Consider the following 17,563-nt stretch of genomic DNA (forward strand, 5'->3'; position numbering starts at 1 on the left):
GCGCGGTCGCGCTGCGCGCTCGCGGATTGCGGCTTGGCCGCGATCCGACGGGCTCGGATGGGCGTGGCTTCCAGCCAGGCCGCGTAGCGGTCTAGCCTTCCCTCCAGGGGCCTGGGACAGGGCCCTGGAGGAGAACCGGGAATGACCTTCGCACGCCGTTCGCTGCTGCTCGCCGCGGGCGCCACCCTTGCCGCGCCGGGGCTCGCCCTGGCGCAGGAGTTTCCCAGCCGCCCGATCCGCGTCGTCGTGCCCTTCCCTGCGGGCGGCACGACCGACCTGCTGGCGCGGCTGTTCGCGCAGCGGATGACCGAGACGATGGGCCAGTCCGTCGTAGTCGAGAACCGCGGCGGCGGCGGCGGGTCGATCGGCGCCGACGTCGTCGCGAAGGCGCCGCCGGACGGCTACACCCTGCTGTTCCACAACATCACGTTCCCGACGACGACGGCGACCATGGCGCTCGCCGGCCGCCCGCCGCACGACATCGAGCGCGACTTCGCGCCGCTCTCGCTCGGCGCCAACGTGCCGCTGATCATCCTCGCCAATCCGGGCGTGCCGGTGAGCGACCTCAAGGGCTTCGTCGACTGGGCGAAGGCGCAGCCCAGCCCGCCCTTCTACGGCTCGACCGGGCCTGGATCCTTCATGAACATGGTGGGCGAGGTCCTGAAGCGCGATGCCGGCATCCGCATGGAGCACGTGCCCTTCCGCGGCGCGGCGCCACTGGTGCAGGAGCTGATTGCGGGGCGCGTGCAGTTCGGCGGGGACCAGATCTCGACCTGTGTGCAGCATGTGCGGTCGGGCGCGCTCAAGGGGTTGGCGAATGTCGCGTCCCGCCGCGCGCCGATCCTGCCCGACGTGCCGACGGTGCGCGAACAGGGCTTTCCGTCGCTCGAACTGGAGGGCTGGAACGGCTTCTTCGCGCCGGCGCGCACGCCCGCGCCGGTGATGGCGCGGCTGAACCGCGAGATCGCCGCCGCCGCGCGCCACCCCGACTTCGTGAAGCGCTGCGAGGAAGTGGGCGCGGAGCCGGTCGGATCCGATGCCGATTCCTTCGGCGTCATGGTCCGCGCGCAATCGGCGAAGATCGCGGAGCTGGTGGCGAGCGTGAACCTGCGGCCTGAATGATCCTGTTCCTCTACGGGACGCTGCTCGATCCCGACGTCCTCGCCCGCATGTCGGGCGAGCCGGCCCTGGCGCGGCGGTTGCGGCCGGCGCGGCTGGCCGGCTGGCGGCGCGTGTTCCTGCGCGGGACGCCCTATCCGACGCTGGTCGAGGATGCGGCGGCGGCCGTGGAGGGCGCGGTGCTGCGCGCCGGGCCGGCGGCGCTGGCGCGGCTGTCGGACTATGAGGGCAGCGCCTATGCCCTCACGCCGCTGATCGTGCAGACGGCGCGCGGGCCGGTGCGGGCGCAGGCCTGGATCGCGCCGCCCTGGCGGGCGGAGGCGGATCGCGACTGGCCGTGATCAGGGGATGGCGCGGGCGGCTTCGACGCCGCTGAGCCAGGCGCCGGCGACGGTGGCGGCGAAGCGCGGGTGGCAGGCTTCGCCCGCGAAGCAGAGGCGACCATCGTCAAGCGGACGCGCCAGCGTCGTGCGCGCGGCCTGCGCGCCGGGGACGGCGTGGCTGTAGGCGCCGCGGAAGAGCGGATCCTCCGCCCAGCGCGTGACCGTCGCGGGACCGAGGGCGGCGGCGGCGCGCGCGCCGAACACCTTGGCCGCTTCGGCGCGGGCCTCGGCTTCGGCGCGGCGGGCGTCGCCGGCCATCTCCCAGGCGCGGGCGCCGCCGCAGAAGGCGATCATCAGCGGATCGCCGAAGAGGCGCGAGATCCAGGACATCGGCCGGTCGCCGTCATGCTCGACGGCGCGGCGCAGGCTGACGAAGGGGGGCATGTCCGGCGCGTCCGGATGGTCCGCGCGGAAGGCGATCTTGGTCAGCAGGCCGAGGGGGAGGGCGTGGATCGCCGCCTGGGTTTCAGCCGGCAGGGGCGGGTCGAAGGCGATGCCGCCCGCCGCGAGGACGCCGGTGGAGACCGTGACGATCGCCGCGCGCGCCGTGATGCTGCCGAAGGCGCCTTCGGCACTGACGCCGCGCGCGCCCCAGCGCAGGCGGTCGACACGGGCGTCCAGTCGGATCGGCAAGCCTTCCGCCAGGCGGGCGACGAGGCCGCCGACGCCCGTGCGCATGATCAGGTTCGGGCCGTCGAGCGCCGTCGCGGCGACGTCGTGCAGCGACATGCGGGTGAGCTCCGCCGCGCAGATCTGGGCGCCTTCCCAATGCGCGACCGTCGCGTCCCAGGGGCCGCCGCGTGGGGCCGCGTCGGAGGCCGGGCGGTCGGCGGCTCCGTCGCGGGCGGCGGCGTCGATGGCGGTCCAGAAGGCGTCCTCGGCGGCGGCGAAGGCGTGGCGCTCCTCGCGCGGGGCGAGGCGGCCTTGGGCGAAGAGGCGGCGTTCGCGGAAGCGGTCATGGTCGATCGGCGCGAGGCCGAGCGCGTGGGCGAAGGGCGTCAGCGGGTTCTCATCCGCCTGGTGGAGCCAGGACGCGCCGTGGTCGAAGGGGGCGCCGAGGCTGTCGCTCTCCGTCCAGGCGCGGCCGCCGACGCGGGGGCCGGCTTCCAGCACGACGCAGGTCCTGCCGCGCAGGGCGAGTTCGCGCGCCGCGGCGATGCCGGCGCAGCCGGCGCCGATGACCAGCACGTCTGGATCGGAAGGGAACATCGCCGCATCATGCCGCGACACGGTCAGGGGATGAACCATGCTGCAAGCGCCGCCCGCCGAACCCGGCATGCGTGAGGACGAGGTCGATACGCCGGCGCTGCTGATCGACCTCGACGCCTTCGAGCACAACCTGGACACCATGGCCGCGCTGCTGGCGCCGACGGGCGCGAAGCTGCGCGCGCATGCCAAGACGCACAAATCGGCCGTGATCGCGAAGCTGCAGATGGCGCGCGGCGCGATCGGGCAATGCGTGCAGAAGGTCGCGGAGGCGGAGCAGCTCGCCTGGGGCGGCATTCCGGACGTGCTGGTGACGAATCAGGTCGTCAGCCCGCGGAAGCTCGCGCGGCTCGCGGCGCTGGCGAAGATCTGCAAGGTGGGGCTCTGCGTGGATGATCCCGCGCAGATCGCGCTGGCGGAGCAGGCGGCCGAGGCGGCTGGCGTGCGCCTGCCGGTGCTGGTCGAGATCGATGTCGGCATGGGCCGTGCGGGGATCGAGCATGGCCCGCCCGCGGTGGCGCTGGCGGAGCGGATCGCGGCGAGCAAGCATCTGAGCTTCGGCGGGCTGCAGGCCTATCACGGCAGCGCGCAGCACATGCGCACGCCGGAGCAGCGCGCTGCGGCGATCGCCGAGGCCGCGGCGCGGTCGCGCCGGACGGTGGAGCAGTTGAAGCAGCGCGGCCTCGACTGCCCGATCGTCGGCGGTGCGGGCACCGGCACCTTCCGGCACGAGGCGGCGAGCGGCGTCTATACCGAGATCCAGGCGGGGTCCTACGCCTTCATGGACGTGGACTATGCGAAGAACGAGGACGCGCCGCCCTTCCGCCACGCGCTGTTCGTCCTGGCGCAGGTGATGAGCCGCGCGACGCCGGGCGTCGCCGTGGTCGATTGCGGCCACAAGGGCGTGGCGGTGGATTCCGGCATGCCCGGCGTGTGGCAGCGGCCGGGGCTGCGCTATGCCGGTGCCTCGGACGAGCACGGCAAGATCCTGATCGAGGACGGCGAGGCGCCGGTGCTGGGCGAGAAGCTGCGCCTGGTGCCGGGGCATTGCGACCCGACGGTCGATCGCTACGACTGGTATGTCGGCGTCAGGAAGGGGCGCGTGGAGTGCCTTTGGCCGATCGCCGCGCGCGGCGCGATGGCCTGAACCGAGCGGATGGCGGTAGCCTCGGGCGATACCCACGAAGGATCGCCCGATGCTGCCTGTTCCGACAGACATCTATGCCGAGCCCGAGGCCTCCCCCGACGCGCTCGCCAATCTCGGGCCGTTGCGCGGACTTGCGGGGACCTGGGCAGCGGACAAGGGCATCGACATCAATCCCAAGGCCGCCGGACCCGAACGTCGCGTGTTCCGCGAACATATCCGGATGGATCCGATCGATCCGCAGACCAACGGGCCGCAGCTGTTCTACGGGCTGCGCTATCACATCCACATCAATACGCCGGATGAGCAGGTCACCTTCCACGACCAGGTCGGCTACTGGCTGTGGGAGCCGGCGACGGGGCTGATCCTGCAGAGCCTCACGATCCCGCGCGGGCAGGTCTTGCTGGCCGCGGGGCAGGCGAATGCCGGGGACAAGCGGATCTCGGTCTCGGCGAAGCGCGGCGATGCGCGCTACGGCATCTGCACGAACACCTTCCTCGACGAGGCGTTCCGCACCGACCGCTACAGCTGTGCCATCACCTTCAACGACGACGGCAGTTGGTCCTACGAGATCGAGACGGACCTGATGATCCGGGGCACCCAGCCCTTCAGCCATCGCGACACGAACACGCTGAGGCTCGTCGCGCCGCCGCAGGTGAACCCGCTGCAGGCTATCCTGAACGGGCAGTCCGGCTGATCCGACCTATTGGCTCGCCCAGACGATGCGGTGCATCCAGGCGATCTCGGGCAGTTCGAAGCTGTAGGACGGGTGCGCGGGATTGAGGCTCGCGAGCTCGATGCGCTTGGCGGATTGGCGGCGCAGTTCCTTGGCCATCACCTCGCCCTTCGCGGTGCGGACCACGACGCGATCGCCGCGGCGCACCGGCGCCGCGGGGGAGACGATCACGACGTCGCCGTCGCGGAAGACCGGTTCCATGGATTCGCCCGAGATCTCGAGCGCATAGGCGTTGGGGTCGCCGATGTCGGGTAGCGAGATCTCGTCCCAGGATCCGCCGACGGGATAGCCGCCATCGTCGAAATAGCCATCGCCGCCGGCCTGGGCGAGGCCGATCAGCGGGATGCGCCTTCCGGCGCCACCGCGGCTCGAGCCGCGGGTCAGGGCGGGGGCGCCGGAGACCAGGGAGGCGAAATCCTCGACGCCGCGGCCGACCGCGTCGAGCACCTTGGCGATGCTCTCGGTGGAGGGCCAGCGGGCGCGACCGTCGGCGCCGATGCGCTTGGAGGGATTGAAGGCCGTGGGGTCGAGCCCCGCCTTGCGCGCGAGGCCGGAGGCCGAGAGGCCGTGTTCGGCCGCCAGGGCGTCGAGTGCGCGCCAGATGTCGTCGTGCCGCATTGTGGGCTGCTGTTCCGTTCCGCCGGGCCCAGGACGCGAATCCAGATGTCGCCCCGAGTCGTGGGCAATACATCCTAGGTCTGGTGTCGGATTGCAATAGGGACATTTTCCTTTTTTGCCTTGCCGGGCGCAACCTTGGCGGTTAATGTTCTTGTATTGTTCCCCTCATAGGCGAGACCCCCATGCGCCCTGCTCCCCGCACCGCTCATGCGCCCCGCTTTGGCAGCATCGCCGCCGCGGAACCCTTCCGCTCGGCCGAGGAGGCCTGGCTCTGGACCATGGCCGCGCTGATCGCTCGCCGCGACGGCGCGCGGGTCACCGCCGGCAAGGGCGAGAAGGTGCGGCCCTGCGAGCCGGACGACGTCATCAAGTGCCTCGACCGGCTGTACCGGCAGCGGCGGATCGACCTGATCCACGCCCGTGTGATGCGCGTCTGGGGGGAACGGGGCGCCGCGCCCGACCCGCGGCATGCCTCGGAACGCGCCGACCATGCCCAGTGGCGCGAGGCGATGAACCGCCTGGAATGGCCGCTGCGCGTGAAGGGGATCGTCGCATGACCCCGCGGCTGCGCCAGGCGCGGGAGGCCGGGCAGGAAGTCTGGATCGCCTTCGGCGGGGAGGCCGACCAGCCCTGGCTGCGGCTGCTGCGCCGCGGCTTCCGGCACTGCTTCGCGGCGCTGCGCGACGAGGCCGGCTGGACCGTGGTCGAACCCCTGTCCGGCCGGCTGCTGGTCGCACGCCTGACCGTGCCGGCGGCCTATGACCTGCCGGGCTTCTACGAGCGTGCGGGGCTGGTGGTGGTGGGGCCCTTCCATCCCGGACCGGCGCGGCCGGTGCGCCTGCCGGGCCTGCTGCCGATGTCCTGCGTCGGGCTGTGCCGGGCCGTGCTCGGGGCCGGGGCGCCCTTCGCCCTGACGCCCTGGGGGCTGTGCCGGCGCCTGGTGAAGATTCTGTCGCATAATAGGAAAAAAGTCTTGACCATGCCCGGCACCTAGGCTATCTCCCTCCTCGCCAACGGGCGAAGTGCGCCCGGAGGTCTTCCTCCCGTTCCCCCGATCGACTGCGCGGGCCCGTCCTTCCGAAGCGAAGGCCGGGCCCGCGGCTTTTTGGGGGCCGGGATCCCTTCCACCGATCGTCGAGAGGAGCCGCGCGCGCATGGGTGGCCTGTTCCGTGCCCCGAAGCCTGTCCTCATCGCGCCCCCGCCGGCCGCCGCGCCGGCCCAGGCGGCGCCCACCCCCGCCATGGCCGCCGAGGAGACCGCCGCCGCATCCCGCACCGAAACGCGCGACCGGGCGCGCCGCGGCCTCGCCGGCACCATCGCCACCTCGGCCCGCGGCCTGCTCGGCGCCAGCGCCGACATCGCCGCGACCCGCAAGTCGCTGCTCGGGGAGTGAGGGAATGACGCCGGAGGAGATCCTTGCGCGGCATGCCCGCGCGCTCGACCGCCGCCGCGCGCAGGATGCGCTGTGGCAGGACTGCTACGACCACGTGCTGCCGCCGGCGACCGGCGGGCGCGTCGCGATCTTCGACGCGACCGCCGCCGATGCGGCGGAGCAGCTCGCCGCCTCGCTGCTCGCCGAACTGACGCCGCCCTGGTCGCGCTGGTTCGGCCTTGCCCCCGCGCGGCCCGTCGAGGGCGACAACGACGCGGCCATCGCGCTCGAGGACGCGGCGGAGACGCTGCAGGGGCATTTCGACCGCTCGAACTTCGCGCTCGAGATGCACCAGGCCTTCCTCGACCTGGTGGTCGCCGGCACCGGCGTGCTGCTGGTCGAGGAAGCGCCGGTGGGCGAGGCCTCGGCGCTGCGCTTCACCGCCGTGCCGCTGCGCGAGGCGGTGCTCGAGGAAGGTCCCACCGGGCGTCTCGACACCGTGTTCCGCGCGGCGCGGCTGGGCAGCGCGGCGTTCGCCGCGCGCTATCCCGGCGCGCCGGTCGAGCCCGGCGCCGAGGAGGATGCCGAGGCGCCGCGTCATCGCGTCGTCGAGGCCGTCTGGCCCGACCACAGCGGATACCGCTTCATGGCGGTGCTGGCGGGTGATCGCGGCGTGACCGTGCTCGCCGAGGGGCGTTTCGCCGAGAGCCCCTTCGTCGCCTTCCGCTGGCTGAAGGCGCCGGGCGAGGCCTATGGCCGCGGCCCCGTCGCCAAGGCGCTGCCGGACATCCGCACGGCGAACAAGGTGGTGGAACTTGTCCTCAAGAACGCCTCCATCGCCGCGACGGGTATCTGGCAGGCCGATGACGACGGCGTGCTGAACCCGGCGACGGTGCGGCTCGAACCCGGGGCGATCATCCCGAAGGCGCCGGGGTCCTCGGGGCTCACGCCGCTCGCGGCGCCGGGGAATTTCGACGTCTCGCAGCTGGTGCTGACGGATCTGCGCGAGCGGATCCGCGGCGCGCTGCTCGCCGACCGGCTCGGGCCGCAGCGCGGCGACAACATGACGGCGACCGAGGTGCTCGAGCGGTCGGCGCAGACGGCGCGGCTGCTCGGCGCGACCTATGGGCGGCTGCAGGCGGAACTGCTGACGCCGCTGGTCGGCCGCTGCCTCGCCATCCTGCGGCGGCGCGGGGAGATCCCGCCGCTGCTGCTCGACGGGCGGGAGGCGGTGCTGCGCTACCGCAGCCCGCTCGCGCAGGTGCAGGGGCGCGCCGATGCGGCGAACACGCTGCTGTTCCTGCAGGCGGTGCGCGCCATGGGCCCCGAGGCCCTCGCACAGGTCGACCTGCCCGCCGCCGCCCGCTGGCTCGGCCGGACGCTGAGCGCGCCCGCCGAGGTCCTGAATCCCCCCGCCCAAGCCGAGAAGGAGTGAGCGCCTCATGCCCGAGGACCTGCTGCAGACTGCCCTGGCCGATGATGGCGCCGACCCCCGCGGCGCGCGCCCGGCCGAGGTCCCCGAGAAGTTCTGGGACGAGGAGGCCGGCGCCGTCCGCATCGACGCGCTGCTGAAATCCTATCGGGAGCTCGAGAAGCGCCTGTCCCAGCGCCTGGCGCCGCCGGCCCCCGATGCGCCCGAGGAGGATCGCATCCGCTTCCGCCGCGCGATCGGCGTGCCGGACACGCCCGAGGAGTACGCGATCGAGCCGAAGCACGAGCTGTGCTGCGCCGATGCGGGCGTGAACCAGCGCCTGCACGAAGCGGGTTTCACGCCGTCCCAGGCGCAGCTGGTCTACGACCTCGCGGCCGAGCGGCTGCTGTCGCTGATCGCGGAGGCGGCGAGCCAGTTCGAGGCCGAGCGCCAGGTCGAGAAGCTGCGCGAGCATTTCGGCGGCGAGGAACGCTTCCGCCGCATCGCCGCGCAGGTCAGCGCCTGGGGCCGAACGAACCTGCCCGCGCCGGTGCTCGAGGCGCTGTCCACCACGGCGGAGGGCGTGATTGCCCTGCACCGCATGATGGACGCGAAGGAGCCGGGTCTGGCTCATCGCGGGGAGGCGCCGTCCGCCTCCGACGAGACGGAGCTGCGCGCGATGATGCGCGACCCGCGCTACTGGCGCACGCGGGAGCCGGAGTTCGTCAAGCGCGTGACCGAGGGCTTCCGCCGGCTCGTGAGCGCGTCGTGATGCCCTCAGGCGCCGGGCGGCGGCCGTCCGGCCGCCTTGGCTGCGCCGGACGACCGGCGGGCCGCAGTCGCGGCCTCGGCGCGCTGATGCGCGCCGCCTGAAGCACTGCCGGCCTTCCGGCGCGGCTTGAGCGGATCCTCCCGCCGCTCACCGCGCCGGTGGCCCCGCGCGCCTGGCGCCGGGGCCAGAAGGGGCGGGTGGCGCGCCTGCCGAAGCGGCAGCGCCACCCGCCCCGATCGCCTTCCGGCGCGCGCACAACCCCACCGGGGCGCGCGCGCCGCGCCGCCGCCCGGCCCGCATCGCGGCCAACCGGGCGCCGGCGCATCCCCCAGCAATCCGAACGACGAAAGGGACCCCGCATGTCGGGCACCATCGAGCAGGCCTTCGTGAAGCAGTTCGAGGCCGAGGTCGCCGAGGCCTATCAGCGCCAGGGCAGCAAGCTGCGCCCCACCGTGCGTTCCAAGTCGAACGTGAAGGGCGCGTCGACCATCTTCCCGCGCATCGGCAAGGGCACGGCCGCCGCCAAGGCGCGCAACGGCGTCGTGCCGGTGATGAACCTCGAATTCTCCAACGCCGAGTGCTTCCTGCAGGACTACTACGCCGGCGAGTGGATCGACCGCCTCGACGAGATCAAGACCAACATCGACGAGCGCACGGTCATCGCCAATGCCGGCGCCTATGCGCTCGGCCGCAAGACCGATGAGCTGATCATCGCCGCGCTCGACACCGCGACGCAGGTGGCCACTGGCACCGGCACGGGCCTGACCGACACGGACGGCCTGACCAAGCAGAAGGTGCTGATGGCCTTCGAGATGCTCGGCGCCGCGGACGTGCCGGACGACGGCAACCGCTTCGCCGTGGTCGGCTGGAAGCAGTGGTCCGAGCTGCTGCAGATCGAGGAATTCGCGTCCTCGGAGTACGTCGGCGATGACGCGCTGCCCTGGAAGGGGACGCAGGCGAAGCGCTGGCTCGGCGCGACCTGGATGCCGCATTCCGGCCTGACCAAGGCGGGCGTGCTCCGCTACTGCTACTTCTACCACAAGACCGCGGTCGGCCACGCGGTGGCGAGCGAGGTCGTCACCGACATCACCTGGCACGGCGATCGCGCCGCGCACTTCGTGAACAACATGATGTCGCAGGGCGCGGTGATGATCGACGCCACCGGCGTCGTGCGGATGCGCGCGAAGGAGTGATGAGGGCGGGGGGAGAAGGGAACTTCTCCCCCCGGACCCCCCTCAACCTTCTTTGGAACCGGGCGCTGGCCTTCGCGGTCAGTGTCCAAATGACAAAGAAGGTTGGGGGCACGGGGGGAAGTTCCCTTCCCCCCGTCTTCCTTTTCCCCGTTCGTTGGAGGACCTCCCCGATGGCGCTCTCCGCCCTCGCGCTCTGCTCGCGCGCCTTGCTCAAGATCGGCGCGCAGCCGGTCGCCTCGCTCGACGAGGGGACGGCCGAGGCCGAGGTCGCGGCCAATCTCTATCCCGGAATCCGCGACGCGCTGCTGTCGGTCCATCCCTGGTCCTTCGCGACGGCGCAGGCCGCGCTCGGGCGCCTCGCCGCCGTGCCGCGGGCCGACTTCGCCAACGCCTTCCAGCTGCCGGGTGGCTTCCTGCGCGCGCTGTCGGCCGGCACCGCCGGGCGGGCGCGCGGCATCGTCTATCGCCTGCAGGAGGACCGGCTGTTCACCGATGCCGAGGAGGTCGCGCTGACCTACGTCTTCCGTCCCGACGAGAGCGCCTTCCCGCCCTACTTCGCCTCGGCCCTGGTCGCCCGCCTTGCGGCCGAGTTCTGCATCCCGCTGACCGAGAACTCCTCCCGCGCCGATATGCTGCACCGCCTCGCCGAGGCCGAGCTGCGCCAGGCGCGCCAGGCCGACAGCCAGCAGGCGAGCGCGCGCGTACTCGAGGGTTTCCCGCTGATCGACGTGCGGGGCTGAGCCATGCCCGCCGTCAAGCGTGCCAAGACATCCTTCGCCGCGGGGGAGCTCGCGCCCGAACTGCTCGGGCGCGGCGACCTGCGCGCCTTCGAGAACGGGGCGCGGCGCCTGCGCAACGTCTTCATCCAGCCGACCGGCGGCGTGACGCGACGGCCCGGGTTGCGGCACGTGACGCCGCTGCCGGGGCCTGCGCGCCTGATCGCCTTCGAGTTCAACACCGAGCAGACCTACCTGATGGTCCTGACCGCGGGCACGCTGCAGGTGTTCCAGGGCGATGCCGCGGTGGCGAGCCTGGCCGGCCCCTGGACCACGGCCATGCTGCCGCAGATCGGCTTCACGCAGAGTGCGGACACGCTGCTGCTGACGCATCCCGACATGGCGCCGCAGCGCGTGACGCGCACGACCGCCGGCTGGACGATCGCGGCCTGGTCCTTCGTTGCCGAGCCCTTCTTCCGCTTCGCCGACCCGGCGATGACGCTGCAGGCGACGGGGACGAGCGGGACGGTCACGCTCTTCACCAGCGCGACCTTCTTCCAGCCCGGCCATGTCGGCGCGCGGTTGCGCATCGCAGGCCGGCGGCTGCTGGTCACGGCGCTGCAGACCGCCCAGCAGGCGAGCGCGGTGGTCGAGGACGCGCTCGCCGTCACCGGTCCGACCACGGATTGGGACGAGGCCGCCTTCAGCGGCGCGCGCGGCTGGCCGGTGAGCTGCGGCTTCCACCAGGAGCGCCTGGTCGTCGGCGGGTCGCGCGACCTGCCGAACCGGCTGTGGCTGTCGCGCACCGGGGATCTGTTCAACTTCGACGCCGGCACAGGGTTGGATGACGAGGCGATCGAGTTCGGTCTGGTCTCGGACCAGGTGAACGCGATCCGCGGCGTCTTCTCGGGGCGGCACCTGCAGGTCTTCACCTCGGGCGCGGAGTGGATGGTCACCGGCGATCCGCTGACGCCGGCCAGCATCCAGCTGAACCGGCAGACGCGCGTGGGATCGCCGGTGGACCGGCTGATGCCGCCGGTGGACGTGGACGGATCGACCGTCTTCGTCGCGCGCAGCGGGCAGGGCGTCTACGAATTCGCCTATACCGACGTCAGCCAGACCTACCAGGCGAATGACCTCGCCATCCTGGCGCGCCACATCGTCTCGGCGCCGGTGTCCGTCGCCTACGATCAGGGCGCGCGGCTGCTGCACCTGGTGATGGCGGACGGGTCGATCGGCACGCTGACGATCTACCGCGCCGAGCAGGTCACCGCCTGGACGCGGCAGGAGACCGACGGCGCCTTCCGCGCCGTGGCGGAAAGCGAGGGCATCGTCTGGGCCGTGACGGAACGCGACGGCGCCTTCGCGCTCGAACGCTTCGATGCAGCGCTTGGGCTCGACGCCGCGCTGACCGGAACCGCGCCGACGCCGCAGGACCAATGGAGCGGGCTCGGGCATCTCGAGGGGCGCGTCGTCGGCGTGCTCGCCGACGGTGCGCCGCGCGCGGCGGCGAGCGTGCTCGACGGCGCGGTGACGCTCGAGGATGCGGCCTCCTCGGTGCAGGTGGGCCTCGTCTACCGGCACGAGATCGAGCCGCTGCCGCCCGACCTGATCTCCGCGGCCGGGGCCGCGACGGGTCCGCTGCGCCTGGTCGCCGTGACCTTCCGGCTGCTCGGGACGCCGGCGCTCGCCGTCGACCTCGGGCGCGGGGCGGAACCGCTGTCCTTCCGCCGGCTCGACACGCCGGTGCTGGACGTCGCACCCGCGCCCTTCACCGGCGATGTCACGCTGCGCGGCCTCGGCTGGCGGCGCGACCGGCTGCGGCCGCTCTGGCGCATCGAGGGCGAGGTGCCGCTGCCGATGACCCTGCTTTCCGTCACCACCGAGATCAGGATGACCGATTGATGGCCCAGCTCGCCTCTCTCGCCTCGCTCGCCGGGGCGGGCCTCACCGTCTACGGCCAGGTCCGACAGGCCCAGCAGCAGAAGGTTGCCGCCCAGGTGCAGCAGGAGAACCTGCGCCAGCAGCAGGCGGCGCAGCAGCAGCAGGGCGATGCGCAACTCGCCGCCAAGGCGCGCGAGCGGCGGGACACGCTGGCGCGCACCCTGGCCTCGGCGCGCGCCAGGCTGGGCGCCGGCGGCGTCTCGCCTGACGAGGGTTCGGCGGCCGCGCTTGCCGCCGGCCTCAAGACCGATGCGGCGCAGGACACGGCCGAGGAAGCCGCGATCATGAGCGCGCGTCTCGCGGCCGGGCGGCGGTCGCTGCTCGCGCCCGATGGCAGCGTGAACGCCTTCCTGCGGGCCGGGCAGACGCTCGGCGGCGCGGTGCGCAACCTGCTCGACTGATCCGGCCCCTGCACAGGATGCAGGGACCGGATCGGCCCTCGCTTTACGCGCGGCCGTCCCACCGACCCCACGCGCCATGTCCGGTCGCCAAGGGTCGGACCCTTGGCGCGCCGGCATGAGACGCGGCGCCGCCGCCCCAACCCCAAGACACACCGAGGATCCCGATGGCCGAACACATCACGATCGGCGATGTCGCGCCGCGCGTGCAGTACGTCGCGGACGGCGTCCTGGCCGCGTTCACCTATCCCTTCCCGATCTTCGACGCGGCCGATCTCGAGATCCGCATCGACGGCGCGGTGCTGACCGGCGGCGCGACCGTGACCGGGGCCGGCGCCTCCGAGGGCGGCAGCGTCGTCTTCGATGCGCCGCCGCGGGCCGGGGCGAAGGTGACGCTGCGCCGCAGGCTCGCCATCGCGCGCACCACCGACTTCCAGAACAACGGCGTGCTGCGCGCCCGCGCTCTGAACGACGAGCTCGACTACCAGGTCGCCGCCCTACAGCAGGTGGCCGACGACGTCGGCAGCGCGATGCGGCTCGACCCCACCGATGCAGGCGGGCTGGTGCTGCCGCTGCGCGGTGCGCGGGCGAACCGGGTGCTGGGCTTCGATTCCACGGGCGACGTGACGGTGTTCGACCGCGACACCGGGCTGCTCGGCGTGCCCTATCCGGGCGGCGTGCCGCGCAGCGTGGAGGACAAGCTCGCCGAGCGCCTGACCGCGCGCGACTTCGGCGCGACGGGGGACGGCGTGACCGATGACGGGCCTGCGCTCGCCGCCGCGATGGCCGCCGCCGCCGCCTCGGGCAAGACGCTCGAGATCGGGGAGGGCACCTTCCGCACCACGCAGCCGCTCGTCCTCGGCGGCGGTGCGGCCGGGCTCGTGATGCGCGGCACCATCCTCTACGCCGGCCCGGACGGGCAGGCGGCGCTGACGCTGGGCGATGGCGCGGCCGTGCGCAACGCCGCCAAGCGCTACGAGGGGCTGCGCGTGCTGCGCGCGAGCATCTCGGACTGGATGAACGAGGCCGATATCGGCCTGGTGATGCGTAACCTCGATGCCTCCTTCGTCGAGATCCGCCAGGTCGAGGGCTTCACCATCGGCATCCGCACCCAGGGCGTCGAGCGCGGCTTCGAGGATACGACGATCATCCTCGGCCGCATCGTGAACAACAAGATCGGCCTCGATGTCCGCACCGAGACGGCGGGCGCGTGGAACACCTCCGTGCGCTACTATGGCGGGCATTTCGCGCTGGGCTCCTCGGTCCACACGGACAAGGACCGCTACGGCGTGCGCCTCTCCGCCGCACCCGGCGCCTATGTCGCGCACAACCGGCACCTGTTCGACGGGCCGGGCTTCGAGCTGCAGGCGAGGGACCGCCCGATCACGGGCATTCCCTTCCTGATCGAGGTGAACAGCCGGTCCGTCTGGGCCCGCGCCGTGCGCATGGAAGGGTGCAGCCCCTATGTCGCGCGCCACACCGCCGGCGCGCAGGACCATGTCTACGAGGTCGCCTGGGCGAGCCAGGGCTACCTGGTCGACATCGACTATCCGGCGAGTGCCACGCGGACCGGGTCGGTCGTGCGCGCCACCCACCAGTCTGCGGCGTTCCGCGAGGCGACGCGCGAGATCGGCGCCGTGCCGAACCTGCGCGCCGCGCGCATCCGCTGGTCGAACACGGAATGGGGCTTCGAGAAGCTGGCCTGCCTGTCGTCCAACGTCTCGGGCTCGATCGCGACGCTGGCGGACTTCGCCTTCCCGGCGCTGTCCTCCTACGCCTTCACCGACAGCGGTGTGCTTCTGACCGGCGGGCGCGGCCTCGGCTTCGTGGTGGATGCGCGAGGCTGCCGCGAATTCGCCCTCGCGGTCGATGCCGATGCGCCTCGCCTGGTCGTGATGTGCTTCGACGCCGGCCGCAACCTGCTGACCGACACCGGCACGCCACGGGCCCGCGCTTCGGGTCAGTCGCTCACCTGGAACCCGACTGCCTATTGGTACCAGAGTGCCGCCGACATGGCGGATGCCACGCTGACCCGCCCGCAGGTGGTGCGCCTCGCGCCCGAGGTCGCCTACGCCATCATCGGCGTGGCGCGCATCGGCAGCGACTACGAGCTGCGCTCGATGCGCCTGGCCTGCGATCCGCTCTTCGCGCCGACCCTGATCTACGGCCAGCCCAGCCTGCCGCATGGCGCGCGGGAACTGGTGGCCGAGGCCGCCTGGGATCCGCCTTCCATCGCGGCGGGCGGCACGGCGGCGGTCAACGTGACCATCAACGGCGCGCGGCCGGGCGACTTCGCCTCGGCGGCCTTCTCGCTCGCGACCTCGGGCCTGGTGTTCATGGCGCAGGTCGGCGCGACGGACGTCGTGACGGTCACCGCCTGGAACAAGACGGGTGTTGCCATCGACCTCGCCGCCGGCACCGTCCGCGCGCGCGTGGTGAAGACGTGAAGGGGTGCCGCGAGGTCACGCTTCGCGGTCCCGATCTCCGCTCCGCCATGGATGTCGTCATGGAGGGCTATCTGCGCTTCCTCCGTGCCGGGCCCGAACCCGGGACCGGCGACGACACCAAGGCCTTCGCCGGCCATCACGCCGCCTGCCGCGCCGCCCTCGCGCATGTCGAGGCGCTGGTGAAGCTCGGCCGGCTGATGGGTGCGGAGGGCAGCGCGGCGGAGGACGCCACGACCATCCTGGTGGAGGCACGCCAGGCCATCGCAGCCTTCCCTGAGGAGGACCCGCATGGGGAAGAGGAGCAATGCTGACGCAGGCTTCCTCGAATTCGTCTGGATCTGGAACCGCCGCCACCAGCACGAGACGCCGGCCGTGCACCGGCGCATCGCCCGCTGGCTCGAGGCGCGCGGCGCGGCCGGGGAGAACCGGCTGCTGCTCATGGCCTTCCGCGGCTGCGGCAAGTCGACGCTGATCGGGCTGTGGTGCGCCTGGCTGCTGGCGCGGCGGCCCGAGACGCGCATCCTCGTCCTCGCCGCCGACCAGCCGCTGGCGGTGAAGATGGTCGCCTCGGTGCGGCGGATCGTGGAGCGGCACCCGCTCTGCCGCCACCTGCTGCCGGACGCGGCGGAAGCCTGGGCATCGGACCGCTTCACCGTCGCGCGGGAGGGTGCGCTGCGCGATCCGTCGATGCTTGCGCAGGGCATCGGCGGGAATGTCACCGGCAGCCGCGCGGAGGTGATCGTCTGCGACGACGTCGAGGTCGCGGGCAATTGCGACACGCCCGGCAAGCGCGCCGAGTTGCGCGAACGCCTGGCCGAGGCCGAGTTCATCCTGGTGCCCGGCGGCACGATCCTGTTCGTCGGCACGCCGCATTGCGAGGACAGCCTCTACCGCCACCCGAAGGAGGAAGGCGCCTTCCTGCGCGGCTACCGGCGGCTCGCCGTGCCGGTGGTGAACGCCGCCGGCCACAGCGCCTGGCCCGAACGCTTCCCGCGCGATGTCGTCGCGTCGCTCCGCGATCGCGTTGGCCCGCTGCAGTTCCAGCGTCAGATGCTGCTGCAGCCGGTCGCGGCCGGCGCGGTGCGGCTCGATCCCGCGGCGATCGTCCGCTACGCCGAGGAACCCGACTACCGCGAGGCGCAGGGCCGCGGCGTGCTGACGCTGCTGGGCCGGCGGCTCGTCTCGGGCGGCGCCTTCTGGGATCCGGCCTATGGACGGCCCGGATCGGGCGACGCCTCGGTGCTGGCGGCGACCTATGCGGACGGGGAGGGGCATCACTTCCTCCATCGCCTCGCCTACCTGACGCATGACCCGGCCGCGGCGGAGGACCCGGCGACGCAGCAATGCCGCCGCGTGGCCGAGATCCTGCGCGAGACGCTGCTGCCGGCGGTGCGGGTGGAGACCAACGGCCTCGGCCGCTTCCTGCCCGCGCTGCTGCGGCGGGAACTGTCGCGCGCCGGCGTCGCCTGCACCGTCATCGAGCACACCAGTGTGCGCGCGAAGGAGGACCGCATCCTCGCGGCCCTCGAACCCGCGCTCGCCGCGCGGCGCCTGCATGCGCATGACAGCGTCTTCCGCACGCCCTTCGCGGGCGAGATGGCGGAATGGCGCCCCGGTGCGGCGGGGGTGCGCGACGATGCGCTCGATGCCGTGGCGGGCTGCCTGCTGGCCGAGCCGGTGCGCCTGGTGCGCGGGGCGCGGCCGGTGGTGCCGCCGCCCTGGCGAGGCGCCTGAAGCCGATCCCGATCAGGCGGAATCGCCTGATCGAGTGGAGATGCTCGCACGAAGGATGGACTGGAGACGTTGCCGTGAGCGAAGGCGAACGGAGACGTCTCTACGCCGCCTGCTTCTTCAGGATCTCGCTCGCATGCCGGTCGCGGCCGGCATCGGTGATCTCGAACCGGCCGTCCTCGCGCGGCCGGGCCAGGCCCATCGCGGTGAGGCGGTTCAGGCACGGCCCGTCCTTGAGGCCCGGCGGCCGGCCATGCGGTCCCACCAGCGTCAGCCGGTGCAGCGCCGAGCGGCAGCAGGTCTCGAGATACGGCTCATTCCACATCGCGGCGCGGGGTTCCCAGGGTCCTGGTTCGGACTCTGGGGCCCCGG

19 protein-coding genes are annotated in these 17,563 nt (G+C 72.6%); 16 read left to right on the forward strand and 3 right to left on the reverse strand.

Features of this window, described 5'->3' with window-relative positions; genetic code table 11:
• Positions 1-141 precede the first annotated feature (141 nt).
• Together GWK15_RS15030 and GWK15_RS15035 are read left to right on the forward strand one after the other, a co-directional pair.
• Positions 142-1,122, forward strand: a complete 981-nt coding sequence (locus tag GWK15_RS15030; protein ID WP_168042172.1) for a Bug family tripartite tricarboxylate transporter substrate binding protein — start codon at positions 142-144, stop codon at positions 1,120-1,122.
• On the forward strand, positions 1,119-1,460 hold the full coding sequence (locus tag GWK15_RS15035; RefSeq protein ID WP_168042173.1) for a gamma-glutamylcyclotransferase family protein: 342 nt from the start codon (positions 1,119-1,121) through the stop codon (positions 1,458-1,460). Before GWK15_RS15030 ends, GWK15_RS15035 begins: the two co-directional genes overlap by 4 nt.
• On the opposite strand, the gene GWK15_RS15040 is transcribed toward GWK15_RS15035, so the two are convergent.
• Entirely contained in the window at positions 1,461-2,711 is a 1,251-nt protein-coding gene (locus tag GWK15_RS15040) for a flavin monoamine oxidase family protein (RefSeq protein WP_168042174.1), read from the reverse strand.
• 37 nt (positions 2,712-2,748) lie between these two features.
• On the opposite strand from GWK15_RS15040, the gene GWK15_RS15045 reads away from it, so the two are divergent.
• Together GWK15_RS15045 and GWK15_RS15050 are read left to right on the forward strand one after the other, a co-directional pair.
• Positions 2,749-3,855, forward strand: a complete 1,107-nt coding sequence (locus GWK15_RS15045) for a DSD1 family PLP-dependent enzyme (RefSeq protein ID WP_168042175.1) — start codon at positions 2,749-2,751, stop codon at positions 3,853-3,855.
• Between the two features lie 49 nt (positions 3,856-3,904).
• Positions 3,905-4,549: an FABP family protein gene (locus tag GWK15_RS15050; RefSeq protein ID WP_168042176.1), complete on the forward strand. Its 645-nt coding sequence runs from the start codon at positions 3,905-3,907 to the stop codon at positions 4,547-4,549.
• Between the two features lie 6 nt (positions 4,550-4,555).
• Here GWK15_RS15050 and GWK15_RS15055 read toward each other — a convergent pair whose 3' ends face one another.
• Entirely contained in the window at positions 4,556-5,206 is a 651-nt protein-coding gene (locus GWK15_RS15055) for a S24 family peptidase (protein ID WP_168042177.1), read from the reverse strand.
• Between the two features lie 182 nt (positions 5,207-5,388).
• On the opposite strand from GWK15_RS15055, the gene GWK15_RS15060 reads away from it, so the two are divergent.
• The 12 genes from GWK15_RS15060 (at position 5,389) to terL (ending at position 17,194) form a co-directional block, all read left to right on the forward strand.
• Complete coding sequence (locus GWK15_RS15060; protein ID WP_168042178.1) at positions 5,389-5,763, forward strand: hypothetical protein; 375 nt, start codon at positions 5,389-5,391, stop codon at positions 5,761-5,763.
• On the forward strand, positions 5,760-6,200 hold the full coding sequence (locus tag GWK15_RS15065) for a hypothetical protein (protein ID WP_168042179.1): 441 nt from the start codon (positions 5,760-5,762) through the stop codon (positions 6,198-6,200). Before GWK15_RS15060 ends, GWK15_RS15065 begins: the two co-directional genes overlap by 4 nt.
• Positions 6,201-6,360: 160 nt before the next feature.
• Positions 6,361-6,600: a hypothetical protein gene (locus tag GWK15_RS15070; RefSeq protein ID WP_168042180.1), complete on the forward strand. Its 240-nt coding sequence runs from the start codon at positions 6,361-6,363 to the stop codon at positions 6,598-6,600.
• Positions 6,601-6,604: 4 nt separating this feature from the next.
• Positions 6,605-8,014 carry a portal protein gene (locus tag GWK15_RS15075; protein ID WP_168042181.1) on the forward strand — a complete coding sequence of 470 codons (1,410 nt, stop codon included), beginning with the start codon at positions 6,605-6,607 and terminating at the stop codon, positions 8,012-8,014.
• Positions 8,015-8,021: 7 nt separating this feature from the next.
• Positions 8,022-8,762 (forward strand): capsid assembly protein, encoded by a 741-nt coding sequence (locus GWK15_RS15080; RefSeq protein ID WP_168042182.1) that lies wholly within the window; start codon positions 8,022-8,024, stop codon positions 8,760-8,762.
• Between the two features lie 359 nt (positions 8,763-9,121).
• On the forward strand, positions 9,122-9,955 hold the full coding sequence (locus GWK15_RS15085) for a phage capsid protein (protein ID WP_168042183.1): 834 nt from the start codon (positions 9,122-9,124) through the stop codon (positions 9,953-9,955).
• Between the two features lie 170 nt (positions 9,956-10,125).
• On the forward strand, positions 10,126-10,695 hold the full coding sequence (locus tag GWK15_RS15090) for a hypothetical protein (protein WP_168042184.1): 570 nt from the start codon (positions 10,126-10,128) through the stop codon (positions 10,693-10,695).
• A gap of 3 nt (positions 10,696-10,698) precedes the next feature.
• Positions 10,699-12,576, forward strand: a complete 1,878-nt coding sequence (locus tag GWK15_RS15095) for a hypothetical protein (RefSeq protein ID WP_168042185.1) — start codon at positions 10,699-10,701, stop codon at positions 12,574-12,576.
• The gene (locus GWK15_RS15100) at positions 12,576-13,016 is read left to right on the forward strand and encodes a hypothetical protein (RefSeq protein WP_168042186.1); all 441 of its coding nucleotides are present in this window, start codon (positions 12,576-12,578) and stop codon (positions 13,014-13,016) included. Before GWK15_RS15095 ends, GWK15_RS15100 begins: the two co-directional genes overlap by 1 nt.
• A 164-nt stretch (positions 13,017-13,180) precedes the next feature.
• Positions 13,181-15,460, forward strand: a complete 2,280-nt coding sequence (locus tag GWK15_RS15105) for a glycosyl hydrolase family 28-related protein (protein ID WP_168042187.1) — start codon at positions 13,181-13,183, stop codon at positions 15,458-15,460.
• 47 nt (positions 15,461-15,507) lie between these two features.
• Positions 15,508-15,771, forward strand: coding sequence for a hypothetical protein (locus GWK15_RS15110; protein WP_168042188.1), 264 nt, complete (start codon positions 15,508-15,510; stop codon positions 15,769-15,771).
• Positions 15,749-17,194, forward strand: a complete 1,446-nt coding sequence (gene terL, locus GWK15_RS15115; protein ID WP_168042189.1) for a phage terminase large subunit — start codon at positions 15,749-15,751, stop codon at positions 17,192-17,194. Before GWK15_RS15110 ends, terL begins: the two co-directional genes overlap by 23 nt.
• 100 nt (positions 17,195-17,294) lie before the next feature.
• Here the strand turns inward: terL and GWK15_RS15120 are convergent, their stop codons facing one another.
• Positions 17,295-17,516 carry a hypothetical protein gene (locus tag GWK15_RS15120; protein ID WP_168042190.1) on the reverse strand — a complete coding sequence of 74 codons (222 nt, stop codon included), beginning with the start codon at positions 17,514-17,516 and terminating at the stop codon, positions 17,295-17,297.
• Between the last annotated feature and the right edge of the window lie 47 nt (positions 17,517-17,563).

This window comes from Neoroseomonas oryzicola (genome assembly GCF_012163135.1).
GTDB lineage: Bacteria > Pseudomonadota > Alphaproteobacteria > Acetobacterales > Acetobacteraceae > Neoroseomonas > Neoroseomonas oryzicola.

Bases quoted from the DNA above. Each gene is read 5' to 3' on its own strand.
- GWK15_RS15030 (WP_168042172.1), top strand. From the start codon at position 142: ATGACCTTCGCACGCCGTTCGCTGCTGCTCGCCGCGGGCGCCACCCTT.
- GWK15_RS15035 (WP_168042173.1), top strand. From the start codon at position 1,119: ATGATCCTGTTCCTCTACGGGACGCTGCTCGATCCCGACGTCCTCGCC.
- GWK15_RS15040 (WP_168042174.1), bottom strand. From the start codon at position 2,711: ATGTTCCCTTCCGATCCAGACGTGCTGGTCATCGGCGCCGGCTGCGCC.
- GWK15_RS15045 (WP_168042175.1), top strand. From the start codon at position 2,749: ATGCTGCAAGCGCCGCCCGCCGAACCCGGCATGCGTGAGGACGAGGTC.
- GWK15_RS15050 (WP_168042176.1), top strand. From the start codon at position 3,905: ATGCTGCCTGTTCCGACAGACATCTATGCCGAGCCCGAGGCCTCCCCC.
- GWK15_RS15055 (WP_168042177.1), bottom strand. From the start codon at position 5,206: ATGCGGCACGACGACATCTGGCGCGCACTCGACGCCCTGGCGGCCGAA.
- GWK15_RS15060 (WP_168042178.1), top strand. From the start codon at position 5,389: ATGCGCCCTGCTCCCCGCACCGCTCATGCGCCCCGCTTTGGCAGCATC.
- GWK15_RS15065 (WP_168042179.1), top strand. From the start codon at position 5,760: ATGACCCCGCGGCTGCGCCAGGCGCGGGAGGCCGGGCAGGAAGTCTGG.
- GWK15_RS15070 (WP_168042180.1), top strand. From the start codon at position 6,361: ATGGGTGGCCTGTTCCGTGCCCCGAAGCCTGTCCTCATCGCGCCCCCG.
- GWK15_RS15075 (WP_168042181.1), top strand. From the start codon at position 6,605: ATGACGCCGGAGGAGATCCTTGCGCGGCATGCCCGCGCGCTCGACCGC.
- GWK15_RS15080 (WP_168042182.1), top strand. From the start codon at position 8,022: ATGCCCGAGGACCTGCTGCAGACTGCCCTGGCCGATGATGGCGCCGAC.
- GWK15_RS15085 (WP_168042183.1), top strand. From the start codon at position 9,122: ATGTCGGGCACCATCGAGCAGGCCTTCGTGAAGCAGTTCGAGGCCGAG.
- GWK15_RS15090 (WP_168042184.1), top strand. From the start codon at position 10,126: ATGGCGCTCTCCGCCCTCGCGCTCTGCTCGCGCGCCTTGCTCAAGATC.
- GWK15_RS15095 (WP_168042185.1), top strand. From the start codon at position 10,699: ATGCCCGCCGTCAAGCGTGCCAAGACATCCTTCGCCGCGGGGGAGCTC.
- GWK15_RS15100 (WP_168042186.1), top strand. From the start codon at position 12,576: ATGGCCCAGCTCGCCTCTCTCGCCTCGCTCGCCGGGGCGGGCCTCACC.
- GWK15_RS15105 (WP_168042187.1), top strand. From the start codon at position 13,181: ATGGCCGAACACATCACGATCGGCGATGTCGCGCCGCGCGTGCAGTAC.
- GWK15_RS15110 (WP_168042188.1), top strand. From the start codon at position 15,508: ATGGATGTCGTCATGGAGGGCTATCTGCGCTTCCTCCGTGCCGGGCCC.
- terL (WP_168042189.1), top strand. From the start codon at position 15,749: ATGGGGAAGAGGAGCAATGCTGACGCAGGCTTCCTCGAATTCGTCTGG.
- GWK15_RS15120 (WP_168042190.1), bottom strand. From the start codon at position 17,516: ATGTGGAATGAGCCGTATCTCGAGACCTGCTGCCGCTCGGCGCTGCAC.